16 protein-coding genes are annotated in these 18290 nt (G+C 68.0%); 7 read left to right on the forward strand and 9 right to left on the reverse strand.

Going from position 1 to position 18290, the window contains the following annotated elements; genetic code table 11:
• Positions 1–4 precede the first annotated feature (4 nt).
• Positions 5–1222 (forward strand): M20 family metallopeptidase, encoded by a 1218-nt coding sequence (locus BJF89_RS11815; protein ID WP_075815136.1) that lies wholly within the window; start codon positions 5–7, stop codon positions 1220–1222.
• Positions 1223–1230: 8 nt separating this feature from the next.
• Complete coding sequence (locus BJF89_RS11820; protein WP_304441342.1) at positions 1231–2577, forward strand: L-serine ammonia-lyase; 1347 nt, start codon at positions 1231–1233, stop codon at positions 2575–2577.
• Here the strand turns inward: BJF89_RS11820 and BJF89_RS11825 are convergent.
• Positions 2558–4051: a PepSY domain-containing protein gene (locus BJF89_RS11825; protein ID WP_075815140.1), complete on the reverse strand. Its 1494-nt coding sequence runs from the start codon at positions 4049–4051 to the stop codon at positions 2558–2560. The two genes, BJF89_RS11820 and BJF89_RS11825, sit on opposite strands and share 20 nt — an antisense overlap.
• 171 nt (positions 4052–4222) lie before the next feature.
• Between BJF89_RS11825 and BJF89_RS11830 the strand changes: the two genes are divergently transcribed.
• The gene (locus tag BJF89_RS11830; protein ID WP_075815142.1) at positions 4223–4804 is read left to right on the forward strand and encodes a copper chaperone PCu(A)C; all 582 of its coding nucleotides are present in this window, start codon (positions 4223–4225) and stop codon (positions 4802–4804) included.
• On the forward strand, positions 4791–6002 hold the full coding sequence (locus BJF89_RS11835) for a Dyp-type peroxidase (protein WP_075815144.1): 1212 nt from the start codon (positions 4791–4793) through the stop codon (positions 6000–6002). The genes BJF89_RS11830 and BJF89_RS11835 overlap by 14 nt, the downstream gene beginning before the upstream one ends.
• A gap of 118 nt (positions 6003–6120) precedes the next feature.
• Here the strand turns inward: BJF89_RS11835 and BJF89_RS18645 are convergent, their stop codons facing one another.
• The 6 genes from BJF89_RS18645 to BJF89_RS11860 form a co-directional block, all read right to left on the reverse strand.
• Positions 6121–6312 carry a hypothetical protein gene (locus BJF89_RS18645; RefSeq protein WP_139312017.1) on the reverse strand — a complete coding sequence of 64 codons (192 nt, stop codon included), beginning with the start codon at positions 6310–6312 and terminating at the stop codon, positions 6121–6123.
• A complete protein-coding gene (locus BJF89_RS11840) occupies positions 6312–6749 on the reverse strand; it encodes a hypothetical protein (RefSeq protein ID WP_255372622.1) in 438 nt (145 codons plus the stop codon). The genes BJF89_RS18645 and BJF89_RS11840 overlap by 1 nt, the downstream gene beginning before the upstream one ends.
• A 50-nt stretch (positions 6750–6799) precedes the next feature.
• Positions 6800–8434, reverse strand: a complete 1635-nt coding sequence (locus BJF89_RS11845) for an ATP-binding cassette domain-containing protein (RefSeq protein WP_075815146.1) — start codon at positions 8432–8434, stop codon at positions 6800–6802.
• A gap of 193 nt (positions 8435–8627) precedes the next feature.
• Entirely contained in the window at positions 8628–10244 is a 1617-nt protein-coding gene (locus BJF89_RS11850) for an ABC transporter permease (protein ID WP_075815148.1), read from the reverse strand.
• A complete protein-coding gene (locus BJF89_RS11855; RefSeq protein WP_075815150.1) occupies positions 10241–11173 on the reverse strand; it encodes an ABC transporter ATP-binding protein in 933 nt (310 codons plus the stop codon). Before BJF89_RS11855 ends, BJF89_RS11850 begins: the two co-directional genes overlap by 4 nt.
• On the reverse strand, positions 11170–11754 hold the full coding sequence (locus BJF89_RS11860; RefSeq protein WP_075815152.1) for a TetR/AcrR family transcriptional regulator: 585 nt from the start codon (positions 11752–11754) through the stop codon (positions 11170–11172). Before BJF89_RS11860 ends, BJF89_RS11855 begins: the two co-directional genes overlap by 4 nt.
• 102 nt (positions 11755–11856) lie before the next feature.
• On the opposite strand from BJF89_RS11860, the gene BJF89_RS11865 reads away from it, so the two are divergent.
• Positions 11857–13218: a YibE/F family protein gene (locus tag BJF89_RS11865; protein WP_083650700.1), complete on the forward strand. Its 1362-nt coding sequence runs from the start codon at positions 11857–11859 to the stop codon at positions 13216–13218.
• A gap of 81 nt (positions 13219–13299) precedes the next feature.
• Here the strand turns inward: BJF89_RS11865 and BJF89_RS11870 are convergent, their stop codons facing one another.
• Both BJF89_RS11870 and BJF89_RS11875 read right to left on the reverse strand, forming a co-directional pair.
• Positions 13300–14343: an ABC transporter substrate-binding protein gene (locus BJF89_RS11870; RefSeq protein WP_075815154.1), complete on the reverse strand. Its 1044-nt coding sequence runs from the start codon at positions 14341–14343 to the stop codon at positions 13300–13302.
• 74 nt (positions 14344–14417) lie between these two features.
• Positions 14418–15017: a TetR/AcrR family transcriptional regulator gene (locus tag BJF89_RS11875; RefSeq protein ID WP_075815156.1), complete on the reverse strand. Its 600-nt coding sequence runs from the start codon at positions 15015–15017 to the stop codon at positions 14418–14420.
• 48 nt (positions 15018–15065) lie between these two features.
• Between BJF89_RS11875 and BJF89_RS11880 the strand changes: the two genes are divergently transcribed.
• A complete protein-coding gene (locus tag BJF89_RS11880) occupies positions 15066–16679 on the forward strand; it encodes an ABC transporter ATP-binding protein (protein WP_075815158.1) in 1614 nt (537 codons plus the stop codon).
• On the forward strand, positions 16676–18274 hold the full coding sequence (locus tag BJF89_RS11885; RefSeq protein ID WP_075815160.1) for an ABC transporter ATP-binding protein: 1599 nt from the start codon (positions 16676–16678) through the stop codon (positions 18272–18274). The genes BJF89_RS11880 and BJF89_RS11885 overlap by 4 nt, the downstream gene beginning before the upstream one ends.
• Positions 18275–18290: the final 16 nt, after the last annotated feature.

Genomic DNA, 18290 nt, shown 5'->3' on the forward strand with positions numbered 1-18290 from the left:
CCGAATGACTGATCTCACCACCCTCACCACCGCGACGGACGCCGTCACCGGACGTATCGACCACCACCGCGACCGCCTGCTCGAGATCAGCCACACCCTCCACGCGAACCCCGAGCTCGCCTTCGAGGAACACGACTCCGCCACGCTCGTCGCCGAGGAACTGCGTGCCGCCGGTTTCGACGTCACCGTCGGCGTCTACGGCCTGGACACCGCCATCGAAGCCACCTACGGAAGCGGAGACTTCGTCGTCGCCGTCTGCGCCGAGTACGACGCCCTCCCCGGCATCGGCCACGCCTGCGGACACAACATCATCGCCACCGCCGGTCTCGGAGCCGCACTGGGGCTCGCCGAGATCGCCGACGCCGCGGGCATCCGCGTCAAGCTCCTCGGCACCCCGGCCGAGGAACACGGCGGCGGCAAGGTGCTCATGCTGCGCGAAGGTGCCTGGGAGGACGCGACCATCTCCCTCATGGTCCACGGCGGCCCCGGCACCACCGACGCCCGGTGCGGCGACTTCACCAGTCAGGCCGTCGACCGCTTCAAGGTCACCTACACCGGCGTCCCCGCCCACGCCGCGGCCGCACCGCAGAACGGCGTCAACGCCCTCGACGCGGCGACAGTGGCGCTGACCTCCATCGGGTTGCTGCGCCAGCAGCTGGACAAGTCCGTCCGCGTCGCCGGTGTGGTCACCGAAGGCGGCCACGTCACCAACATCATCCCCGACCACACCGAAATCGACGCCGAAGTCCGCGCCTTCGACATGGACGTCCTCGAGGACGCCAAGCGCCGGGTGATGAACTGCTTCGAAGCCGGCGCCCTGGCGTCGGGCTGCTCCTGGTCGGTGGTGGACACCGAGCCCCGCTACGCCAGCCTCGTCCAGGACCCCCTCCTCGCCGACGCCTGGAACACCGCCCTGACGGACCTGGGACGTGAGGTCACGGCACAGCCGGACAGTGCAGGCGGCTCCACTGACATGGGCAACGTCTCCCAGGTCGTCCCCTCCATCCACCCGATGATCGCGCTCCTGGGCACCGACGCCCCGCCGCACACGACCGGCTTCGCTGCCGCGGCCGCCACCCCGGCCGGCGACGACGCCGCGATCGTCTCGGCGAAGGGCCTCGCACTTGCCGCCGCCACCGTGGCGCTCACCCCGGAGACCCGCGACGAACTGCTCGCCCGCCAGGCCGCCCGCCCCGCCGGGGCCACCACGGTAGAGTCCTGAATATGACGGTGTACGTCTCCGCCCTCGACCTGTTCTCCATCGGCATCGGACCGTCCTCCTCCCACACGGTCGGGCCGATGCGCGCGGGCGCGGACTTCGCGCACCGCACCGCCGACCTCCCCGGGATCGCCCGGGTCAGCGTCCAGCTCTACGGGTCCCTGTCCGCCACCGGACGCGGGCACGGCACCCCGGACGCCGTGGTCGCCGGGCTCCGCGGCGCACAGCCGGAGACGTGCGACCCGGACGACGTCCGCGGCGCATGGTCGGAGCACCCTGAGATCCCGACAGAACTCCTGCTCGACGGGAGAACCCCGGTCCTCTTCAGCCGGGATGACGTGGTCTTCAACCCCGCCTCCCGCGACCTCCGCCACCCGAACACCATGGTCCTGCAGGCGTGGACCGACGGCGCACCCTCGCCGGCCGTGGAGGAGACGTACCTCTCCATCGGGGGCGGCTTCATCGAACGTGTCGGCGACGAGAGTGGAACTGAGCCCCCCACCAGCGCGGACGGTCCCGGTTTCCGCAACGCCAGCGAACTCCTCGCGCTGTGCACCGACGGCCGCACCATCGCCGACGTCGCCTGGGCCGCCGAATGCACGCGCCGCTCCCCCGTCGAGGTGACCGCCGGCATCGACGCCATCTGGGCGGCGATGCGCACCTGCGTCGACGCCGGCCTGCACACCGAAGGCGTCCTCCCCGGGCGCCTCCACGTCCGACGCCGCGCCGCAGCCATGCGTCGCCGCCTGGAGGACGACCCCACCTCCGCCATCGATGAATGGCTGCACGTCTACGCGCTGGCCGTCAACGAGGAGAACGCCGGAGGCGGACGCGTCGTCACCGCCCCCACCAACGGTGCCGCCGGCATCATCCCCGCCGTCCTGCACTACTGGTGGAAGACCACGCCCGACGCCACCGACGCCGACGTGCGCACCTTCCTGCTCACCGCCGCAGCCGTCGGTTCGCTGATCAAGGCCAACGCCTCGATCTCCGGTGCCGAAGGCGGCTGCCAGGCGGAAGTCGGCTCAGCCTGCGCCATGGCTGCCGCAGGTTTCTGCGCCGTCCGGGGCGGTACCGCAGCACAGGTGGAGAACGCCGCCGAGATCGCCGTGGAGCACCACCTCGGTCTGACCTGCGACCCCATCGGCGGACTGGTGCAGATCCCCTGCATCGAACGCAACGCCGTCGCCGCATCCACCGCCGTCACCGCCGCCCGTCTCGCCCTGGCCGGCGACGGCTCGCACGTCGTCTCCCTCGACGCCGTCATCCAGACGATGCGGGAGACCGGTGCCGACATGAACGACAAGTACAAGGAGACCAGCCGCGGCGGCCTCGCCGTCAACGTGGTGGAGTGCTGAGCGGAGCGCCCGCCCTGCGACGCGCCGCGTCCCAGAGTGCGCTGCCCAGGACGAAAGCCAGGCAAGTGATCCCGAACAGCGGTGCAACGACACCGTAGGAAACCAGTGCGATGACGAGGACCAGAGTTCCCGCCGTCGGCCGCGACCACCGCACCCTCCGCGGTGGTCCCGCGAAACCTCCTGCGGGTCGACGCTTCCACCACATCATGTACCCCCAGCAGACCATCGCGATGATCGCTGCGGCCAGCAGCCCCAGCACCAGCTGGTTCGGGAGACCGAACAAGGTGCCCATGTGCAGCTGGATCAGCCAGCCCGTGGCCTTCGCCGCCAGCGGCCAGTCCGCGAAGTCGAGCCGGTCGGTCACCCGGCCGGTGGCCCAGTCGATCGCGACCGCGTCATTCGACAACCGGTAGGCGACCCGGTCCTCCGACGCCGTCCACGCCTGCCCCTCCACGGCCGGGGGCGTGATCGTCACCGGAGCACGCAGTTCCGCCTCCGCCGTCGCCACCACCCGGTCGACTGATCCGGAGTTCAGCCCGCTGACCCGGACACCGGCCGGCATCGCATGACCCCCGTGTCCCTCATGCCCCCCGTGACCGGCGTGCGCACCGCCACCGGACGGTGCCACCGGTTGCGCACCCGGCAACGTGGCCTCCACCGACGGCGTCCCCCAGCTCAGCTTCTCGCGGAGTTCCCCGATCGTGCCGCCGGCGACGGACGACCAGGTCAGTCCGGTGACAGTCAGAAACACCATGCCCGCCACGACAAGCGTCCCCGTCGCCCCGTGCAGACGCATCGTCCGGGTCCGGCCACGGCCGCCGGTACGCAGCATGTTCCTGAGCCTCGACGCCGCCACCCGACTCTTCCGCTGACGCTGCCACCACATCACCACCCCACCGACCGCAAGGACTCCCAGCCAGCTCGCGGCCGTCTCGGAATACAGTCGTCCGGGTTCCCCGAGCCACGCGGTGCGATGGCCCTCGGCGATCCACTGTCGCAACGGCAGCGAGGCCGAACTGCCGTACTGGGTGGTGTCACCCTTCACCTCGCCTGTCCAGGGGTCGAGGAACACCGCCTGCACGGTGGACTCCGGCAGATCGGGGTCGTTGAACAGTACCCGGGTCGTCTCACCGTCACCACCGATCCTCACACCGGACAACGCCAGGTCGGGATGCTCCTCCTGCGCGGTGGACACCAGTTCGCTGACGGGGAGCCTGACTGTGCCGTCGGTGCCGTCGGTGCCGTCGGGCGCCGTGGCGGTGAGCATGGAGTGGTTCGTCACCTGCTCCACCGTCGGTGCGAACGCGTAGAGCAGGCCGGTGACCGCCGCGACGAGGATCAGCGGCGCGCACACCACACCCGCGAAGAAATGCAGTCGTCTGAGCAGATGGCTCTGCTGGCGGTCCGCAGTGCGCGGGGACGTCGGGGGCCCTGGGGGCTCTGTGGACTCTGTCGTGGTCACGGTGCTGGTCACGATGGAGTTGTCGGATCCACGACCCGGACGGTTCCGGTCGGGGGTGTCACAGGACGAGTCGTCCCACCCCCGGACGTGATCCCGGTGACGTACCGGAACTCTTCTGACGATAGAACCGACTAGTAGGTTGACCAGTAATTCAGACTCTGTCGTGATTTTCAGGAGTGTTCGATGCCCGACACCATGAAGCGCCGCCTCACCGCCGCCTCCCTCGCCTCCGTCCTCGCCCTCAGCCTCACCGCCTGCGGTGGCGGCAGCAACGACGGCAACGACAGCAACGACAGCGACGCGGCGACAACCACCGGACAGGACACCGGGCAGAGCAGCGACGCCATCACCTTCTCCGACGGCTACGTCGGTGCCAAAGACACCGAGACGTCCATGACCGCCGTCTTCGGCGAGCTCACCAACTCCACGGACGAGGACATCCACCTCACCCGCGTCACCGGTGACCTCGACGGCGTCTACCAGTTCCACGAGACCGTCGACGGCATCATGAAGGAGACCGACGACGGCCTCGTCGTCCCCGCCAACGGCAGCGTCGCAATGGAACCCGGCGGCACCCACATCATGATCATGGAGAACAACGACGAGATCGCCGCCGGCGACGCACTCACCCTCACCCTCACCGGCGAGGACGGCACCACCTACGAGATCAGCGACATCCCCGTCCGCGTGCAGCAGTCCGCCCACGAGGACTACGGCACCGGTGACAGCGCAGACGGCGAGCACGACGAGCATGCCGGGCACTGACCCTCACACGGCGGCACGGGGACTGACCCGCCGCGGTTTCCTCGGCGGACTCGGCACTCTCGGTATCCTCGGCACCACCGCGGTCACGGCGTCCTGCTCCGACGGGCACGACGCCGCCGCAGAACCGGAGACGGCCACCGTCCCGTTCGACGGTGACCACCAGGCCGGCATCGCCACACCCCTCCAGGCACACAACACCACCGTCGCCTTCTCACTGCGTGACGGCGTCGACCGCAGGGCCGTCCAACGCCTGCTCCGCATCTGGACCGGAGATGCGCGACGCCTCTGCGCGGGCACGCCCGTGCTGGCCGACCTGGAACCGGAACTCGCCTCCAACCCCGGCAACCTCACCGTCACCTGCGGTTTCGGCCTGGGGCTCTACGCTGCCGCCGGGATCTCCGACAAAGCCCCCTCATGGTTGACGCCGCTGCCGCACTTCGCCGGTGACAGGCTCGAGGACATCTGGGGCGACCGCGATATCGTCCTGCAGATCTGCGGCGATGACCGCACGACCGTCTCCCACGCGCTGCGCGTCCTCGTCCGCGGCGGCGCCGACTACGCCCGACCGTCCTGGAGCCAGACCGGATTCCTGGACGTGCAGGACGGCACCCCGCGCAACCTCTTCGGTTTCAAGGACGGCACCGTCAACCCTCACTCGGAGAACGAGTTCGACGCCCAGGTGTGGAATGACGACGGCGGGACCTGCATGATCGTCCGTCGTGTCGCCTTCGACATGCCCGAATGGGAGTCCGTGGACCGCAGCACCCGGGAAGTCGCGATGGGGCGCACCATCGTCGAGGGAGCACCACTGAGCGGCGGCGACGAGTTCACCGACGTCGACGTGAACAAGATCGGCGACGACGGTCTCCCTCTCATCGACGCCCACTCCCACGTGGCCCTGGCGACCTCACGCAACGGTGACGCGGAACGTATGCTGCGGCGCGCCTACAACTACGATCTTCCCGTCACAGCCGGAGCGACAGGTCTGCAGGACGCCGACCTGATCGATCTCTCCGACACCGGACTGATCTTCACCTGTTTCCAACGTGACCCGGGTACGTCCTTCATCCCCGTCCAGCGACGCCTCGCCGGGGGCGACCGGTTGAACGAGTGGATCACCCACGTCGGTTCCGCGGTGTTCCACGTTCCGGGCGGGACGACCGGGGACAGCTACTGGGGTGAGGACCTGCTGGGGTAGCCGAGTGGTCCCGCCATGTGAACTACAGCTGAGAGTGCGTGACATTTTCGAGCTTCCCGTGACTGCAGAAGCCCGATTCTGTCACGCACCGTCCCACGTACGGGCAGCGCCTGATCCCTCACATCAGGAAGATGAAGCAGACCACTGTGGCGATGATCATCGCCGCCATGAACAGCAGCGTCACCACGTCTGCGGTGGAGGAGCCGGGAATCTCCGGCTGCTCAGGCTCCTCCACTGCCTCCATGTTCTCCGGGGTTGCAGGTGCCTCAGTGTTCTCAGTAGCCGCAGTAGCCTCTGACTCGGGTTTCATCACGCCACCAATCCAATGAACTCGTAGACGAGTGTCCCGATGAGGATCAGGAACACGACCGCCATGAACCATGTGTACATCCACTTACCCGGGTGGTCGGTACGCCAGAAGCGACGCATGCTCACGATCCCGTTCACCAGTGCCAGGAGACAGAGGGTGATGTTCAGCGGAGTCGCGACCATGCCGGCGACGCTGACCACGGGGATCAGGATGGGAACCAGCAGGTATGTGATCGTGCACCGCACGGCGGAGAACACGATCGCCCAACGGAACGCCCGGTGGGCACCGGCCACCGCCTCCATGTCGATCCGGTCGATCTCCCTGACACGGAGCAACCGGAGCATGAACCGGTCAGCGGAGGACACCGGCGCCGTGGTGTCTCGACCCTCACCGGCGGCACCGACCTCCGCTGCCGGGGCGTGGCTGATTGTGGACATGGTCCCAGGCTAGCGCTTCCGCGGTCCGGTGTCCTAACCATGCGCAGGCATCACTCCAGCGCGAGCACCGGCCACGCACCGTCCCCCGCCTCCCCGACGAGGTCCCGCAGCATCTGCCGGTCATGGGTGACCACCATGACGGCGGCCTCAGTCGTCCGCAGTGCATCGGTCATCTCGTCGACGAGGGTGGCGGACAGGTGGTTCGTCGGCTCGTCGAGGACGAGCAGGTCCGGACGCGACGCCAGGCACAGCGCCAGGTGGAGACGTCGCTGCTGCCCCTGCGACAGCCGCTCCACGGGGGTGGACCGCGCCGTCCGGTCCAGGAGCCCGAGCGACGACAGTGCAGGGCCACCCGACCCGGCGACCCGCTCGTACACCTCGGCGGCACGGGTGTGCTGCCCTGCATACTCCGACCATGTCGGTTCATGCTGGGTCAGGACGCTGACCCGCACCCCGTCGTGGATGTGGCACCACCCACCGGTCGGCCCGACCTGCCCCCGCAGGACATCGACGAGGGTGGACTTTCCGGCGCCGTTCGGTCCGGTGAGCACGAGCCGGTCCCCGCCGGAGATCTCCAGCGAGACCGGACCGCTCAACCGCCCGTCCACGGACACCCCGTCACAGGTCAGCAGTGTGCGTCCCGGTGCGACAGACACGTCCGGCCACCGGAGTGACAGGGGTGGTTCGGGAATGTCGACGGCATGGTCAGCCAGAGCCTCCTGCCTGCGGTGCAGGGTCTGCACCGTGCCCGCAGCTCGGGTGGCACGCCCGTGCTTGTTGTGTCCTTTCTCCGGACGCCACCCGGTGGTCAGGCGGCCACGGGCATCGTCGACGGCAGATTCGAGACGACGGTGCTCGGCGACCTGTGCGGCGTACTCCTGCTCCCAGTGCTCCCGCTCGGCGCGGCGACGGGACACCCATTCGTCGTAGGTTCCCGTGGTCACCCGGGGTGTGCCGTCGGAGGTCGGGTCGAGGTCGAGGAATGTGCCCTGTCCGTCGCCGGTGAGGTCGCGCAGCAGGGCGCGGTCGTGGGTCACCACCGCCACCGGGCCACGACGTTCCAGAAGACAGGACGTGAGGAAGGCGAGCGCGCCGGCGTCGAGGTGGTTGGTGGGTTCGTCCAGCAGCAGGCTGCCGTCCCGTCCCAGGGCACAGGCCAGCCGGACGCGGTAACGCTGCCCGTGGGAGAGGGTCCGGAGTGTGCGGCTGCGGTCGGTACAGGCGTCCAGACCGGCCAGGGCGACGTCGACACACCGTCGTGCGTCCCAGGCGTCCAGACTGGTCGCGCGGTCGAGGGCACGGGTGTAGGACTGCTCGGCCGCAGCGGTGCCCTCGGCGAGCGCGACGGCGGCTGTGTCGAGATCGGTGAGGGCGCGGTCGGCCTCGGCGGTGGCGTCGGCGACCAGGTCACCGACGGTCTGACCGGACTCGTCGTCCATGGCCTGCTGCACCAAAGTGACGGTGCCGGTACGGGTCAGCGTGCCCCCGTCCGGCTCGCGCACTCCGGCGAGGGTGTGCAGCAGAGTGGTCTTGCCGACGCCGTTCTCGCCGACGATGACCAGGCGGTTGCCGGGTGAGACGGTGGCGGTGACGCCGGTGAGGATCTGGTGTCCTGCGACGGATATGCCGAGGTCGACGGCACGGATATGGGATTGATGTTCTTCGGGGTTGTTCTGACGGGACATGTGTCCGTGTACTCCAGTGTCGTGGTCCGGAGCCGGGCAGCACAAGATCCGCCGCCCGGCGATGAATCATCGTCGGGACGACGGTGGAGGAGTCAGTCAGAGAACAGGAGTCCCCACCGCCGTCAGCGGTGGCCCCAGATCCTGGCGATCGAGAATCCCATGTCAGTCATGTCGTTCACCGTAGCAGGCGGGATCAGGTGGTGACCAGGTCCCGTCGCCCGAACGCCCGGGCACCCAGCGCCGTGAACAACGCCGCCAGTACCGTCAGCGCGCCGACGGCGGCCCAGGACAACGCCTCGGCGGGGTACTGACCGACATGCCGGAACACGGACGTGTCGAGGACGCCCTCAGGCAACTCGATCATCTCCCCGAAAAGCACGAGGAGGGTGGAGTAGCCCAGCAGCGCCCACGCCAGACCGACGATCCTCGGAAGCGCCCCGTACAGGAGGGCGGCGACGCCGAGCAGGACCCACACCGCCGGTACCTGCGCCACGTGCCCCAGCAGGGTGCGTCCGATGAGACCGGCATCGCCGAGCCCGGTCGCGGCACCGATCCCCTCCCCCAGACCGGCGAGCGCCGACAGCCAGAGTGCCCCGACAGCCGTCACCCCGACCCAGGACACGTGCCAGGAGCGCCTGGACACCGCGGTGGACAGCACCGTCTCGGTATGGAACCCCTGCTCCTGGCTCCGCAACGACTGGACGGACAGCAGGGCGTAGACGGCGATCATCACCGCGAAGTAGATTCCCATGAACCCGAGGTAGCCCTCGACGACTCCCGCCGTTCCGCCGAGCACCTCCATGATCTCCGGCGGCATCGAGTCTGCGCCGTCGGCCATCGGCCCGGCGAATGCACCGAAGACGACCCCGGCCACCAGCATCGCGACCGACCACCCCACCAGCGACGCCCGCTGCAGCCGGAACGCGAGGGCCACGGGACTGTCCAACCACGTCGCGGCGGTCGCGGGGCCGGGACGGTCGGCCACGAGCCCTGCGGCCAGGTCCCGGCGCGCCTGCAGGGCCACACCGACACCGGTCAGGATGACGGTGGTGCCGACCGCGAACAGCAACGGCCACCACCGGTCGAGGGTGTAGGGCGCGGTCTGCTGCGACCATCCCAGCGGGGAGAGCCAGGACAACCAGGCCACCCCACCGTCGTGGCCCTGCTGCAGCGCCGACATGTCACCCAGTCCCCGGATGACGAAGGCGACCGCCAGCACGGCCCCGGCCACCGACGACCCCACCCGGGAGAACGGGGACAGTTGCACCGTCACCGCTGCGACGCCGGTGAACACCAGCCCGACCGCGCCGACGAACAGCAGGTTCGCCGACGTCGGGCCGGGTGCCATCACGGAGAACTGGACGACGACCCACATGACCGCCGTCAGGAGAACGGTCATGAGCGTGGACAGGAGCAGTGCTGCGACGAGCTGGGCGTGCCGTCCGACGACATTGGCGCGCAGCAGCTCAGCCCGTCCTGTCTGCTCCTCGACCCGGGTGTGGCGGGACACGGTCGTCATCGCCATGAGTGCCGCGCCGATCATCAGGTAGAGGCCGTACATTCCCGCGAACAGCCGTGGCAGGGTGATGTCGTCGAAGCCGTACCCGGGCCCACCGATCAGGCCCATCACCGGTGTGGTGGCCAGGGATGCCAGTCCTGCCAGGGATTCCTCGTCCACCACCGTGCCCAACGCATTGGCGAAGTACGCCGTGAGCGCCGCCATGCCGAGCACCCAGCCGGGCAGGCGGACGCGGTCACGGCGCAGCATGAGCCGCAGCAGGGTCCAGGTGCCGGTCAACTCCGCCTTCATGACGCATCCCCGTAGTGCCGCAACAGCAGCTGCTCCAGTGTCGGTGGTGTGGCGGTGATCGTCCGGATACCGTGTGACGCCAGCTCGCCCATGATGCCGGGCAGGGCTGACGTATCCGCGGCGAAGTGCACGTGTCCGCCCCCGTCCACAGTCAGGTCATGGACACCCTCGTGGTCGGCGAAATTGTCCAGCGGCCGGTCGGTGCGGACGGAGACCGCGGTGCGCTGCAGGTGCCGGAGATCGTCCAGGGTCCCGGTCTCCACGTCGCGTCCGTCACGGATGATCGAGATCCGGTCGGCCAGGGCCTCGACCTGGGCGAGGATGTGGCTGGACAACAGGACGGTGCGTCCGTCGTCCCGGACCGCCTCGCGGATGCACTCCTGGAACTCCGCCTCCATCAGCGGGTCCAGACCGGACGTCGGTTCATCGAGCAGCAGCAGGTCGACGTCGGACGCCAGCGCGGAGATCAACGCGACCTTCTGCCGGTTTCCTTTGGAGTAGGTGCGTCCTTTCTTCCGGGGATCGAGCTGGAACCGCTCGATGAGCTCGTCACGACGGCGGGTGTTGACGGCACCGGCACCGCCGCGGCCGCAACGCAGCCGTGCGAACAGGTCGATCGCCTCACCTCCGGTGAGGTTCGGCCACAGTTCGACGTCGCCCGGGACATACGCCAGGCGGCGGTGCAGCCTGACGGCGTCCTTCCAGGGGTCGCCACCGAGCAGCCGGACCCGGCCGTCGTCGTGCCGGAGGATCCCCAGGAGGATGCGGATGGCCGTGGACTTGCCGGCACCGTTCGGGCCGAGGAAACCGTGGACCTCCCCTCGCCCGACCTGGAGGGTGAGGCCGTCGAGGGCGGTGACGTGACCGAATTTCTTGGTGACGTCGCAGAGATCGACGGCAGAGTCGGAAATGGAGTCGGAGGTCGTCATGGTTTCTCCTCGATGAGTCCGTGCAGGTAGATGTCGAACAGCTGCGGCCCGAGCCGGGACAGGGTCTCCGGCATGTCCGCTGTGCCGAGGACCGTGCCGGCACGCTGATGCAGCAGGGCCGGTGCCAGCCCCAGCACTGCGACGGCACAGGCCCTGGCGCGTCGGTCGGCAGAAGTTTCCCCAGCCTCCCCGCCCGCACGGCGGAAGGTGTAGCCGGCGAAACCGTCGTCGAGGATCTCCTCGACGGTGTCCACGTAGTGGTCGAAGAACCGCTGACCGTGCTCCGACGGGTCGACGAGCGACGCCACCAGGTAGTCCACGTACACCCGCATACGCGGGTCGGCGAACATGGTGGGCAACGCATCGGTGCCACGGTCGGCGTTGGCTTTCTTCGCCTCGGTGATCACCACGAAGACGTGGTTGTCGCACTTCTCGCGCAATCCGTCGCGTGACCCGAAGTGGTGCAGCACGAGGCCCGGGGACACACCGGCGGCACGGGCGATACCGCGCACCGTGGCGCCGGCGAATCCGCGGGCGGCGAACTCGCCGATGGCGGCCTCAAGAATCTCGGTTGAACGCATGTTTAACATTGAACAGTTGTTCAGCCCTGCGTGTCAACGGCCCGTCCCGGCTATCCTCAGGTGCGTCACCCCGCATCATCTCCGAGAGAAAGCAGCATTGCTTTGGGACGCCACCACGCCCCCGCACCGTCCGACCCCCTCGCCGCCGCAGGGCAGCACGGGCACAGTCACGCTCACAGTCACGGCCCGTCCGACGACCGGCCGCTGGCGGAACGTCTGCATCCGCGCAACCTCGACCCACGCCGGATCGAGTGGACCCTGCCCCGGTCGATCCTGTTCATCGCCCTGGTCATCGGCTTCGTCGTTACGGCGGTCGCCGTGGCCCTGCAGTGGCCGCAAGGGGAACCGTCGACCGGTGACGACTTCCACCAGACCTCCGGGCTGGCCCAGGAGGTCTCGTCCGGCACCGTCGCCCTGGAGACCACCGGGGCCTGCAACTCGCCGGCGATCGGGCGCGCCTTCGACACCTCGCCGCCCACCGGCCATCCCAGTGCCGCGGGAGGTGAGGACGCATCATGTCCGCAGGTCATCGTGGACATCACTTCCGGGCCGGAGGAGGGGCGCCGCACACTGCTCGCGGTGACCGACGCGGATGGTTCTCCTGAGCTGCCGGTGGGCAAGGACATCCTGATGACCACCGGCACCGCCGAGGACGGCAGCCGCACCTACGGCTTCCAGGACTATGAACGCACCACCCCGGTGTGGGTGTGGCTGCTGCTGACCCTCGTGGCGATCGTCGTGGTCGGTGCGTGGCGCGGCTTCCGGTCCATCCTCGGTCTCGGCGTGACGCTCGGGATCTTCGGACTCTTCCTGCTGCCTGCCCTGGCCCGTGGTGGCGACCCTGTCCTGCTGGCGGTGACAGCCTGCTCCGCCGTGCTGTACCTGGCACTGTTCCTGGTCCACGGCATGAACTGGAAGACGGCGTCCTCCCTCGGCGGCACCCTGGCGGCAATGCTGGTGGGGACCGGCCTGGCGTGGCTGGCGATCGACACGAACCAGCTACGCGGCCTCGCCGACGAGAACAACATGCAGATCATGCTCTATCTCCCGGGCCTGTCGATCAGTGGACTGCTGTTGGCGGGGTTCATCATCGGCACCCTCGGCGTGCTCAACGATGTGACGGTGGCCCAGGCCTCGACCATCGCCGAGCTGCGCCAGCTGGATCCGACTGCGTCGAACCTGCGACTGTTCGGCACCGCGATGCGGGTCGGCCGCGACCACCTGGCCTCCACCGTGTACACCCTGGTGCTGTCCTACGCCGGTGCCGCGCTGCCCCTGCTGGTGCTGCTCAGCGTGTCCGGCCGCAGTCTCGGACACATCCTGACCTCGGACATCATGGCCACAGAGATCCTCCGCTCGGCGACCGGTTCCCTGGCCCTGGTGGCCGCCGTGCCGTTGACCACGGCCATCGCCGCGGTCACCACCTCGTCGGTGTGGCGGCAGAGGGCACAGAAGACCCAGTAGACCGTCCGGCATTCAGTGCACGAACAGACTTGAGGGTGACCATGACCTTCCTCCGCGATGGCCGGTGGGCAGCACCAGATCCTAGGGGATAAGTTCCAGGCCGGGGCGAAGCTGGTCTAGCAGCCAGGGCACCGCAACCACGTTCGGATCCTGCAGCGCAGTCGCCGTCTCCAGGTCGACCGGAGCGTAGCGGGTCGACATGATGGGTTGGGCCGCGACAATCGGCGACTTCTCAAAAGCCTCCTGTGCCGCCTCAGACTGGAAGGTCATGAACAACACGCCTGCATCATTGAATATCGACGCCCGTTCGATACTGACGTCCACTGACCCCAGCACCGCCCCCGGACCGTCGAGGTCGGCGACGGCAGGCAGCGCGACCAACCCCAGTTCCTGCATGAACTGGGCAGTAACGTTGGCGTCGTCGACAAGCATCACGACAACTCCATCACGGGCCTGACCGTAGAGGAAGGTTCCTCCATCGAGGCTCGGTAACTGCCGGCGAAGATCAGCGACGGAGTCATCGGCTCTGCGTATGAGTTCTTCCGCGACGTCATCTTCTCCGAGAGCGGTACCGATCCGCCTGGCCGACTCATCGTTGGACTCCCCGTAAAGCGTCTCCTCGTAGGTAACGACTGGTGCGATGTCACTGAGCCGACTGTAGGAGTCATCGTCAAGGCTGTACGCTGCCGTCGCCAGGATGACATCCGGTTCGGCGGCGGCAACCTCCTCCACGCTGATCTCCATGGGGTTGATCCAGGTCGTGTCGTCGCCAAGCGGTTCGATATAGGGCAGGTTCCTGTCCCGCGTGGCTTCCGTGGTCGCGCTGAAGGATTCGGGGGCGACCACAATATCGGCCCCGAGCGCAGACGCCAGCGCAACATCCGCATAACCGAGCGTTGCCACACGGTCCGGTTTTTCCGGGATGGTGACATCGCCGTAGGCGGTGTCGAGTATCACCGGGAATGCACCACCGTCAACGGTAGACGTCCCTGCGTCCTCCGACGGCGTGCCCGTACACCCTGCCAGGAGCATCGTGGCAATCACGACACCACCGAGAGTCCGGGAGCTGTTTCGGAACCTACGTGACGGCGGAACGGGGACGTGGGCGGATAGATGTGATGACATGGCGAAAGTCTTTCTCGTGGGCGGGGCGGAAGGGTGGGGACCGAGTCCGAAGAACGCGAGACCGGAGAGCGGAGTCAGAAAGCAGGGAGAAGTGCGGCGACACCACGGAAGATCCGGCGGGGTGTCGCTGACCGGTCGAGATCGAACCAGCGCGGTGCAAGCGCCGCAACGGAGGGGAGAGCCGTGTCTGCCACATGGTTCGGAAGTGATCCGTCCGACGTCGTTGCCTGCGCATGCGTGATGGCCGCCTGGCCGAGGATCGCCGCGAACATCGTGCGGTAGAAGACGAATGCCCCGTCATCGGTGAGCCCGGCTTCTCTGCCACAGGAGATCAGGCCGTCCGGGAAACGCAGTCCTGCGGGACTGGCGAGGCGGCCAGATGAGATGAGTCGGCTCATCCACGGATACTGGACGAGAACGTCGTGCAGACACAGAGCTAGATCAACGGCGCGGTCCACCGGCCCCTCGGCCGGTTCCGGAAAACTGATCTCCTCCGAGACACGCTCGACAAGGGCGAGCAGGAGTTCGTCCCGGTCAGTGAAATGGCGGTACAACGCCATCGGGGTGACGCCGAGCCGTGCAGCGAGGGCACGCATGGACAAGGCACCCTCCCCTTCTTCGTCCAGGATCAGCATCGCCTCGTCCACGATCCGCGCTCCATCCAGTTTACTCATTCTCTCCTCCAGGGTTGGCATGCCTAAGTATACGCGTATACTAACACCATGATCCGTCCCCGTCACCTCCTTGATCCCCACATACAACCGGTCCTGGCCCCATCGACCAGCGCCCTGGCGCTGAGCACCGCCGGCGCGACACTGTCCGGCATCACGGGTCTCGCCGCCATCTGGTGCATCGTGCAGGCCGTCGGGGCCCCGTCGACAGCATGGGTAATACCAGCATGCGCGGCCTGGATCTGCACCGCGTTCCTTACGGCCATGTCTGCCTGGGTGTCGCACAGCACCGAGGCCAGGTTCGAGGCCCGGCTGCGCCGCCGGATAGCCGGGCACATACTGCGAATCCCCGCGGACCGGCTCAACACCTGGCCCGAAGACCGGCTTCGACGACTCGTCTCCGACGATGTCACAGCGCTGCACCATATGATCGCTCATGCCCCAGCTGAGGCGGCGACACTCCTGGTCACCCCATTGTGTGCGGCTGCGCTCCTGGTACTACTCGCTGGCCCTAGCGCACTCTTCGCGTTAATTCCGGGTGTCGTCGCCGCACTCACCTACCTGACAGTGATTCCGCGACTGTCGGCGACGCACGGCGCAGAACGTGTGCGGATCATGGGTGCCATCACCACTGCCGTGAACGACTACGCACGGGGCATCCGTGTCTTACGGAGCAACGGAGCAGTCGATGGCGCACGTGCCGACTACGCTGAAGCGACGGGACGGTTCGCCACGAGTATGACAGCGTGGGTTCGACGAGCTGCGGTCCCGGCTGCGGTGGCCGTCGGACTGCTACAGGCCCCGGCCAGCTATGCGGTCGCCTACACCGTCGGCGCACGCTGGGACACCTCCACCCTCGCCGCCGTCCTCCTGCTCAGCCTCGCACTGGTCACTCCAGCGCTCCGACTCGGGCATGGCCTCGACTACGTGACCGAGGGGCGGACCGCCGCAGCCCGGATCGGAGAACTCCTCGCGGAGCCCACCCTCGACTCCGGTTCCGAGGTCGTCCGCAGTGACGACGGCAGCCCGGAACTTGTGGCCGCGCGCGTGTCCGCGCGCCGCGGGGGCCGGGTCGTCGTCTGCCCCACCACTTTTCGGGCACCGCCCGGGACGGTCACCGCAGTCACCGGCCCCAGCGGAGCGGGGAAGAGCACTCTCCTCCGGATGATCGCCGGACTGGAGCGCCCGGACGGCGGAATACTAGAGATCGGCGGAGTTCGGGTGGACGAGGTGTTGGAGCACGAGCGGCCCCGTACCGCCCTCCTGGTCCCTCAGGGAGCGGACGTCCTCCCGAGCACGGTGCGCGACAACCTCTCGTTGACCGCCCCGGACCGGGTACCGGACCGCGCCCTGAACCGGGCCCTAGACCGGGCCCAGCTCGAGATCCCCCTGGACGCCGACGCGAGCACGCTGTCAGGTGGCGAACGACAACGACTAGGTCTGGCGCGCGCATTCCTGTCCGACGCTCCGGTAATTTTGCTGGACGAACCGACCAGCGCGCTGGACGCCGATACCGCCAGAAGAGTGTGGTTTCAACTGGATGCCCTCGCTCACGGTGCCGGCAAAGCCGTCATTGTGGTCACCCATGACCCGGCCCTCGCGGGCCGCGCCGATCATCGGGTCACCCTTCACCCCCTCCCCCAATCACAGGAAGAGCACACATGACGACAACCGAAGCTCTCCTTCCTGACGCGTCCCGGCGTCGGCTCATCGCAACCGGCACCGGATGGGTGATCGCCGCCCTCGTCGAGGCTGCGGTGTACCTGGTGCTTGCACTGTCCATTGCACACGACGCCGCTCCGTGGGCCGTTCTCGCCATGGTCACACTGTCACTGCTGGTCACGGTCCTGGTCTCGCGTGCGGGCTACCTAGCGGGAGCACGTCTGGCGGGAGATCTCTACGCGCAGATCGGACAGGCGCTAGCGCGGACGAAACTGTCCTGGTTCACCGCAGCGCACCGGGCACTCATCACCGATGCCGCCGGTCGTGGCGTCCCAACGATGATGGGGATCCCGGCCCACCAGCTGCAGACCTTCATCGTGGCTCCGCTCGTCCCGATGGCGACGGTGATCGCCGTCGCCCTCGTGGGCGGAGCACGCGTGGCGGCAGTGTTGGCAGTTCTGCTTGCGGCGGCACTTGGGGCCCAGTTCCTGGCGCAGCGTCTCCTGGCCGAGGCCGACCGTCAGCGGCAGGAGTCTGAACACGCACTCACCGAAGCAACCATTGAACTCGTCACCCATCGTGAACTGCTTCGGACCGCGGCACCCGTCTCGCAGGTACTGAACCGCGTAGAGCGCGTATGGAGTTCTCAGGAAGCCGCGATGGCCCGCACCAACCGGGCCGCCGCCCCCGCCACAGTGGTCTCAACCCTGGCAAGCGTGGCCCCACTCGCCGGGATCCTGTTCTACCTCGTGGGAAGCGACGGTTTCAATGACCCAGCCGCAGCGCTGGCTCTCCTTGTCCTCGCCGTACGAGCGGGCGCACCGTTAGACGACCTTGCACTGGCGGGTGTCGCCGTCAGTGACATTCGTGCGCACACCGCCGCCTACCGCGCGGTGGTCTCGGCCCCGGGGCTTCCGACGCCGCCGGACGGAACGTCGTCCATCCCGGACGGTCACCGCATGGAGCTGGTGGGTGTGTCCGCACCACCCGCGCTGGGTCAGATGTCGACGACAATCCAGGAGAACACCCGAGTTCATGTGTCCGGCCCCACCGGTGCGGGTAAGAGCACGTTACTCGGGCTGCTCATGCGTTTCGACGACCCCGCGACGGGAACGGTCCTTCTCGGCGGTGTCCCACTCCCCTGTCTGGACGAGAATGAGATCGCTTCCCGGATCGCCTACGTGCCCCAGGAACCGGTGGTATTCACCGGTTCACTGGCGGATAATATCCGCCTGGGGCGGCCCGGATGCACTGAGGCCGACATTGTCGATGCTGCGCACACCGCTGGTCTGGAGGATCTCCTGGCCAGCGACTCTCTGGGGATCCGCCAGGAGGTGGGCCCGCACGGTTCGGCACTGTCCGGTGGAGAACGACAACGGGTGGCCTTGGCCCGCGCCATGGTGAAACGGGCTCCGGTCCTGATCCTCGATGAGGCGACCTCAGCTCTCGACGAGAAGACCGAGCAACGTGTCGCCGAGGCGATCACTTCCCTGGCCCACACCCTCGTCGTGGTGACTCACCGGAACCCCGGGATCTGGCGTCCGGACCACGTCATCGAGTTGCCGGCCCCACGTGTCCGTCATCATTCCGGAGGTTGACGTGTAAATGAGGTGA

Origin of the sequence: Corynebacterium sp. CNJ-954 (assembly GCF_001942345.1) — a bacterium.
GTDB lineage: Bacteria > Actinomycetota > Actinomycetes > Mycobacteriales > Mycobacteriaceae > Corynebacterium.